Origin of the sequence: Acrocarpospora pleiomorpha (assembly GCF_009687885.1) — a bacterium.
GTDB lineage: Bacteria > Actinomycetota > Actinomycetes > Streptosporangiales > Streptosporangiaceae > Acrocarpospora > Acrocarpospora pleiomorpha.
Map to the genome: position 1 here is coordinate 43,270 of NZ_BLAF01000078.1, position 6,483 is coordinate 49,752.

Sequence of the window (6,483 nt, forward strand, 5' to 3'; positions counted from 1 at the left end):
TCCATCAGACCATGCGGGCGGAGCGTAGGTAACCGTACCTGGCGTAGGCGGCGAAGGCGGCGGACCAGGCGAGCAGCACCAGGGCGGAGCGAGGATTGGGGGCGTGGTCGAAGGCGACGCTCCAGGAGAGGTTGGCGTAGCCGTGGACGGGGCTCCAGGTCGCGGCCGTGCCGAGCCAGCCGGGGAGGTTGTTGGTGGGGAACCAGAGCCCGCCGATCACCGATAGGCCGATATATCCGGCCAAGTTGGCGGCGGCGGCGTTCTGCGGGGAGAGCAGGTAGCCGTTGCCCAGGGCGAGCAGGCTGAACGGGATCGTGCCTGCCCAGAGCAGGGCGATGACGGCGATCCACTGCGTCGGGTCGAGCCTGACCTGGTTGACGAAGGCGCCCGCGGACAGGACGAGCGCGATCGAGGGGACCACGATGATCGCGGCCGTCGCCGTCTTGCCGCTGATGACCTGCCAGGGGGTGAGCGGGGTGAGGCGGAGCTGGCGCAGCCAGCCGAGGGATTTGTCCTCGGCGGTGCCGGTGCCGTTGCTGAAGGCGCCGCCGAGCGCGCCGTACGCGGCCAGGCCGATCATCGACCAGAGCGCGCCCTCCGGGCGGTCCTCGGCGGGGATGGCCAGGGTGGTGAAGAGCAGATACATGATCAGGGGGACGGCCAGGCCCATGGTCACGTAGCCGGTGTCGCGGAGCATCTTGCGGACTTCGAGCCGGATATAGGGGATCATCCCCGGTTCTCCTTCGAGGTTTGATGTCGTGATCTGGACAGCCCCTGCGGTGAGGTGCCTGGTCGGCGCCTGTCTATGGGAGGGGTTTGTGGGCGATAAGGGCGAGGAAGGCGTCCTCAAGAGGGCTTCCGGCGGCGAGTTCGGCCGCCGCCTTGATGTCGGCGCCGGTGCCCTCGGCGGCGATCCGGCCTTCGGCGAGGACGACGATGCGGTCGGCCTGCCGATCGGCCTCTTCCAGGTAGTGGGTGGCGAAGACGATGGTCTTGCCCTGGTCGGTGAGGCGCCGCATGGCGGCCCAGAATTCGCGGCGGGCGCGCACGTCCAGGGCGGCGGTGGGTTCGTCCAGGACCAGCAGGCGGGGGTCGCCCGCCAGGGCCATCGCGAAGCGCACCCGCTGGCGCTGGCCGCCGGACAGGCGGTCGACGCGTTTGCGCTCGAGCCCGGCGATCTGGGCGGTGGCGACGACCTCGGCCATCGGCAGCGGGTTCGGGTAGGTCGCCCGGATGAAGGTCAGCAGCTCCTTCACGGTGACCCGCGGTGGTGTGCCGCCTTCCTGCTGCATCGCGCCGACCAGTCCGCGCTGTACGGCTTGCGTGGGGTCGCGGTCGTACAGGCGGGCGTGCCCGGAGTCGGGCGTGATCACGCCGAGCAGCATGCCGATGGTGGTGGACTTCCCGGCGCCGTTGGCGCCGCACAGGGCCAGCGTCTGGCCTTCGGGGATGGTGAGGGAGAGCCCGTCGACGGCGGTCACGTCGTGGTAGCTCTTGCGGATGTCGTCGAGGACGACGGCGTTCGTCATGGTCGGAACGGTAATTTTCGGGGCCGCTGGCCCGGCAGGCCGCACAATCCTCTGTTCGGGAGGACAAATGTCCTGGGTTATGAGGTGTAATGAAGTAATTGGTGTATGAAGGTGGTGCCCCATGGATGAGTACTCCAGGATCGTCGCGTCCGTCGCGGCGGAGCTGACGCCCAAGGTGGCGAGCGTCAAGGCGGGGCGGTCGAGCGGCTCCGCGGTGATCTTCACGGCGGATGGGTTCCTGCTCACGAACGCGCATGTGGTCGGCTCGGCGCGTACGGGCTCCGCCGCCTTCTCCGACGGGACGAGCGCGGAGTTCGCGGTCGTCGGCGCGGATCCGCTGTCGGATCTGGCGGTGCTGCGGGCGCTGGAGCCCACCCCGCCGCCGGTCACGCTGGGGGACAGCGACACGCTGGTGGTCGGCCAGCTGGTGGTGGCCGTGGGCACGCCACTGGGCCTCACCGGCTCGGTGACCGCCGGGGTGGTGTCGGGTTTAGGGCGTTCGCTGCCGGCGCGCAGCGGGTCCGCGGTGCGGCTGATCGAGGATGTCATCCAGACCGACGCGGCCCTCAACCCCGGCAATTCCGGCGGCGCGCTCGCCGACGCCGGCGGGCACGTGGTGGGCATCAACACGGCGGTGGCCGGGACCGGTCTGGGCCTGGCGGTTCCGATCAACTCCACGACGCGGTCGATCGTGGCCGCGCTGATGCGCGACGGGCGGGTACGGCGGGCCTACCTCGGGCTGGTCACGACACCCGCGCCGCTGCCGCCCGCGATCAGGGAGCGGGTCGGGCAGGCGAGCGCGTTGCGGGTGGTGGAGGTGGTCGCGGGGTCTCCGGCGGCGCGGGCCGGGTTGCGGGCGGGGGATCTGGTGCTGAGCGCGGGGCGCAAGCCGGTGGGGGACGCGCAGGGGCTGCAGCGGCTGATGTTCGCGGAGGCGATCGGGCGGCCGTTGCCGGTGACGGTGCTGCGCAACGGCGCCCTGGTGGATGTGATCGCGGAACCGACGGAGCTCACGCCGTACTCTACTTTGTAAAGACGGTCGCTTTGGGTGCTTACTTCAGGTACTTACAAGGCTTGCAGCAGTGCCGAGAGGTCCGCTGGGCGGGAGAACATCGGCCAGTGGCTGGTGGGGAGTTCGCGGATCTGCCACTCCGTTCCGGTCACCGCAGCGAAGTAAGGGTGGCCTTGGGCAATCAGGTCCCTTATCTGGGCTGTTGAGAACATGCAGCTCACGAGCGTTTTAGGAACCTTGTCGACGGCGCCCGTGAGGAAGATGGGCTGGTTGATCGGGCCGAGCGGCTGGTCGGTGGCCCGGGCGCCCATCAGGTCCCTGGCCTCCTGAGTCAGGCCCTCGGCGCCGGGATGGCTCTCCAAGGAGATGAAAGGGAACCGGTAGCCGTCGACGAGCGCGACCTCTACAGTTTCGCGTCCGACGAGGTCTATCTGGGCCATACCGTCCGGGACCGGGCCGCTGTCGACGTAGACGACACGGGCGACACGTTCGGGGATCCTGTCAGCGGCCGCGGTGACCGTGCCACCGCTTCCACTGTGCGCGACCAGGATGACGTCGTGCAGGTCCTCGTAGGTGATGAGGTTGACGATGTCGCTGATGTGATCGTCGAGGGAGAGCTCAGGCGAGGCCAGGTGCACTCGATCGGCAAGCCCCGTGAGACTGAGGGGGTACGCGACATGCCCCGCCGCCCGAAGATCATCGACAACATCCTTCCAGGCCCACGCACCCAGCCAGAATCCCGGCACCAGGACAAAAGTACTCATTACGCTCCTCTGATTGGTTGTTGTTCCGGTGCGTGCTCGCGGTTGTTGCGTTGGGGTTGGGGTGTTGTGCTGGTTCTTGACGGCGTTGAGGTCCTTGGTTCCTCTGATTCGTTGCTGGTCTCGACCCGAGCAAGCCGCCCTTGCCGGGGAACGAGACTTTCGTGAGCGCCGTGCCAATCCTCGACGACGTTGAGGTCCATTGATTCGTCTGATTCGTTGTCTCGACTGTATGGATATATCCGGACAGAATCGGTCCTGATATGACGACGAATCGTGTGCTTACTCTGTTGGAGCTGCTTCAGGCTCGGCCCGGTCTGACCGGCCCGGAACTGGCCGCCCGCCTGGAGGTCGACGAGCGCACCATCCGCCGCTACGTCGCCCGGTTGACCGATCTGGGTGTGCCGGTTCAGGCGGATCGTGGGCGTTACGGCGGGTATCGGTTGCTGCCGGGTTTCAAGCTGCCGCCATTGATGTTGTCGGAGGACGAGGCGACGGCGGTGGTTCTGGGCCTGCTGGTAGGCCGTCACAACGGGGTCGCCCTGGGTACGGAAAGTGCCCTGGCCAAGATCGAACGCGTCCTCCCCAAAGCCCTGGGAGAGCGCGTCCGGGCCATTTCGGAAACGGTCGGCCTGGCCTTCCACCGCCCCGCCTCGCCTCCGCTGCCCCCGTCGGCCCTGCTGTCACTCGCGGACGCGACACGCCGCCGCCGCAGGGTCCAGATGCGATACCGCTCCTTCCGCGGCGCCCCGACCACTCGCGACCTGGACCCTTACGGCCTGGTCCTGCACTCCGCCCGCTGGTATGTGACCGGTTTCGACCACCTTCGCCAGGAACTCCGTACATTCCGCGCCGACCGGGTGATTTCCGTCGACCTCCTGGAGGAGACTTTCGCGCCCCCGGACGATTTCAACGCGGTCACTCACGTCTTGGACTCCCTGGCGGGCGTTCCGTTCCGGCACGAGGTCGAGGTGGTGCTGCACGCACCCCTGGAGGAGGTAAGGCGGCGCGTCCCTCCTTCGGTGGGATCCCTGACGGAGATCGGTTCCGGGGTTCGGTTGGTGGCGCGGGCCGAGCGCCTCGATGGGATGGCTCAAATGCTGGCCGGGCTGGGCTGGTCCTTTGCGGTCGTACGACCAGACAAGTTGCGCGTGGAGGTTCTAGCTCTGGCGGATCGGTTGCGTGGTTTTGTTCATGAGAGTTGACCGCAGGTGCTTGCCAGGTGTGGCTGCGACCCTGTTTTGGTGAAGTCGTTGTTCGTGATTTTCGACCGTACGACATACTCGCCGCCGACCCCGCCACGCTCACGCCCTCCTTCCTGTCCTACATTCGGTGACCCGCCTACGGCCTGGACCGCTTCACCTTCCTCCTCGGTGGCAGCGACGGCGAGAACCTCTTCGGGCAAGACCAGCCATAACGCCAGACGACAGGCCCGACGAGCACGCCGCGACCGTCGCCTGCCCAGCCCTGCGCGCTTACCTCAGCCACGGCCGCGACCCCGCATGCGCATAGCCTGCTCGCCATGGACACCCATCCAGCAGATCTGGTCCGCTCCGGCTACAACGCGCTTTCTCGCCACTACCGCAGTGACGACGACGCAGCACACGAGTACGACCGCTGGCGGGCCGATCTGCGGGATCGCCTCCCCGGGCGAGGCCAGATCCTGGACCTGGGATGCGGTTGCGGCATCCCGGTCACCCGGCACCTCGCCGCCGTCGGGCACCAGGTGACCGGCGTGGACATCAGCGACGTCCAGGTCGAGCGCGCCCGCCGGCTCGTCCCGGGCGCCGCCTTCATCCGCGCCGACGCCACCGAACTGGACTTCCCGCCCGGCTCCTTCGACGCCGTCATCTGCCTCTACGCGCTGATTCACATGCCGCTCGACCGCCAGCCGCGCCTGCTGCACGACATCGCCCGCTGGCTGCGCCCCGGCGGCTGGCTCCTCGCCACCACCGGGCAGGACGCCTGGACCGGCACGCAGGACAACTGGCTCGGCGGGCCCGCCGCCATGTGGTGGAGTCACGCCGACGCCACCACCTACCGGTCCTGGCTGCGCCAAGCTGGCCTGGCGATCATCGACCAGCAGTTCGTTCCCGAGGGAGACAGCGGTCACGCGCTGTTCTGGGCACGCCAACCCGTCACCAGTGCACTCGGGCAATCTGAAGCCCTCCCTTGTTAGGAGACCCCCGGCCCGCCTCTGGTTGACAGAGCCATCTGGGCAAGATCAACTGAAACGATCCTCGTCAGTACCACCCAGGGCCACCCCGGGCCCACCGCCGACCGCACCCGTCATGAGGCAGGCATCTCACCAAAATTGCCGGCCCAGTTCAGCTCCTCGCGACGGGCAACGTCTCCCGGGACGGGCCTGCCGGAGTGCGGTCATTTCTCGCGAACAAAAGTCACGGTCTCAGCCGGCAAGTGCGGTCAGAACTCACGAAAATCGTGGTCAGCTCTCGGCTCTGGCTAAATTTCGTGATGAGCACGAACGAGAACTCCTGCTCGGACGAGCAAGGGGAGCACCTGGTTGCGAACCGCTGGGGCCAGGCGAGGTTCGTAGTCATCACGCCCGTCGGTCCACCCCAGGGCGGCAAGTTCAGCGGCGGGCGTTGGGCGTCCGGCCAGTCTGGCCGTGAAAACCGTCATGCGCATCGGCACACCTTCAAGCGCAGCCATGTCCTCGATCTGGCCAAGCAGGTCCATGTCGCGGGGCACAACGCCGAGTTCTTCGCTCAGCTCCCGAACCAGGGTCTCCTCCGGGCTCTCTCCTGCCTCGGCCTTTCCCCCGGGTAGGTAGAACACCTCTGGCGCGGCCTTCTTGCTGACGACGAGCAGACGTCCTCGATCGACGACGGCCGCTGCCACCACTTTCATCACACCGTCGCTAAGCATGCCTGCCAGCATTCCAGATCGGACGTACCCGGCCGCGCCGGGGAACGGTCGCTGGATTCCGACGCATCAACGGAGCTTTCCGTATCGCTACCATCACGAAATATGATGCGGAACCCAACTCTCGGATCTCACGAGCAAAACCAGTTGCGCTCGTTCGCTGATGGGTCGTGATCTGAAGGCGGTTGAGCTTTGCGCGGGAGGACTGAACGTCGGTGCTGTGGTCCATCACGTCATGGCTGTCATTTCGTGCGGGAACGGCGGGGCCGGGCAGATCCCGGAGACAGACAAAGGG

7 protein-coding genes are annotated in these 6,483 nt (G+C 67.3%); 3 read left to right on the forward strand and 4 right to left on the reverse strand.

Annotated elements, in window-relative coordinates:
• Positions 1 to 4 precede the first annotated feature (4 nt).
• Both Aple_RS44455 and Aple_RS44460 read right to left on the reverse strand, forming a co-directional pair.
• A complete protein-coding gene (locus tag Aple_RS44455) occupies positions 5 to 730 on the reverse strand; it encodes an ABC transporter permease (RefSeq protein ID WP_155350817.1) in 726 nt (241 codons plus the stop codon).
• Between the two features lie 73 nt (positions 731 to 803).
• Entirely contained in the window at positions 804 to 1,529 is a 726-nt protein-coding gene (locus tag Aple_RS44460) for an ABC transporter ATP-binding protein (protein WP_155350818.1), read from the reverse strand.
• 121 nt (positions 1,530 to 1,650) lie between these two features.
• On the opposite strand from Aple_RS44460, the gene Aple_RS44465 reads away from it, so the two are divergent.
• Positions 1,651 to 2,562 carry a S1C family serine protease gene (locus Aple_RS44465; protein ID WP_155350819.1) on the forward strand — a complete coding sequence of 304 codons (912 nt, stop codon included), beginning with the start codon at positions 1,651 to 1,653 and terminating at the stop codon, positions 2,560 to 2,562.
• Between the two features lie 32 nt (positions 2,563 to 2,594).
• Here Aple_RS44465 and Aple_RS44470 read toward each other — a convergent pair whose 3' ends face one another.
• A complete protein-coding gene (locus Aple_RS44470; RefSeq protein ID WP_155350820.1) occupies positions 2,595 to 3,305 on the reverse strand; it encodes an alpha/beta fold hydrolase in 711 nt (236 codons plus the stop codon).
• Between the two features lie 260 nt (positions 3,306 to 3,565).
• On the opposite strand from Aple_RS44470, the gene Aple_RS44475 reads away from it, so the two are divergent.
• Positions 3,566 to 4,507, forward strand: coding sequence for a helix-turn-helix transcriptional regulator (locus Aple_RS44475; RefSeq protein ID WP_155350821.1), 942 nt, complete (start codon positions 3,566 to 3,568; stop codon positions 4,505 to 4,507).
• A gap of 317 nt (positions 4,508 to 4,824) precedes the next feature.
• Complete coding sequence (locus Aple_RS44480) at positions 4,825 to 5,481, forward strand: class I SAM-dependent methyltransferase (protein WP_155350822.1); 657 nt, start codon at positions 4,825 to 4,827, stop codon at positions 5,479 to 5,481.
• Positions 5,482 to 5,765: 284 nt separating this feature from the next.
• Here the strand turns inward: Aple_RS44480 and Aple_RS44485 are convergent, their stop codons facing one another.
• A complete protein-coding gene (locus Aple_RS44485) occupies positions 5,766 to 6,191 on the reverse strand; it encodes an NUDIX hydrolase (RefSeq protein ID WP_155350823.1) in 426 nt (141 codons plus the stop codon).
• Between the last annotated feature and the right edge of the window lie 292 nt (positions 6,192 to 6,483).

Bases quoted from the DNA above. Each gene is read 5' to 3' on its own strand.
- Aple_RS44455 (WP_155350817.1), bottom strand. From the start codon at position 730: ATGATCCCCTATATCCGGCTCGAAGTCCGCAAGATGCTCCGCGACACC.
- Aple_RS44460 (WP_155350818.1), bottom strand. From the start codon at position 1,529: ATGACGAACGCCGTCGTCCTCGACGACATCCGCAAGAGCTACCACGAC.
- Aple_RS44465 (WP_155350819.1), top strand. From the start codon at position 1,651: ATGGATGAGTACTCCAGGATCGTCGCGTCCGTCGCGGCGGAGCTGACG.
- Aple_RS44470 (WP_155350820.1), bottom strand. From the start codon at position 3,305: ATGAGTACTTTTGTCCTGGTGCCGGGATTCTGGCTGGGTGCGTGGGCC.
- Aple_RS44475 (WP_155350821.1), top strand. From the start codon at position 3,566: ATGACGACGAATCGTGTGCTTACTCTGTTGGAGCTGCTTCAGGCTCGG.
- Aple_RS44480 (WP_155350822.1), top strand. From the start codon at position 4,825: ATGGACACCCATCCAGCAGATCTGGTCCGCTCCGGCTACAACGCGCTT.
- Aple_RS44485 (WP_155350823.1), bottom strand. From the start codon at position 6,191: ATGCTTAGCGACGGTGTGATGAAAGTGGTGGCAGCGGCCGTCGTCGAT.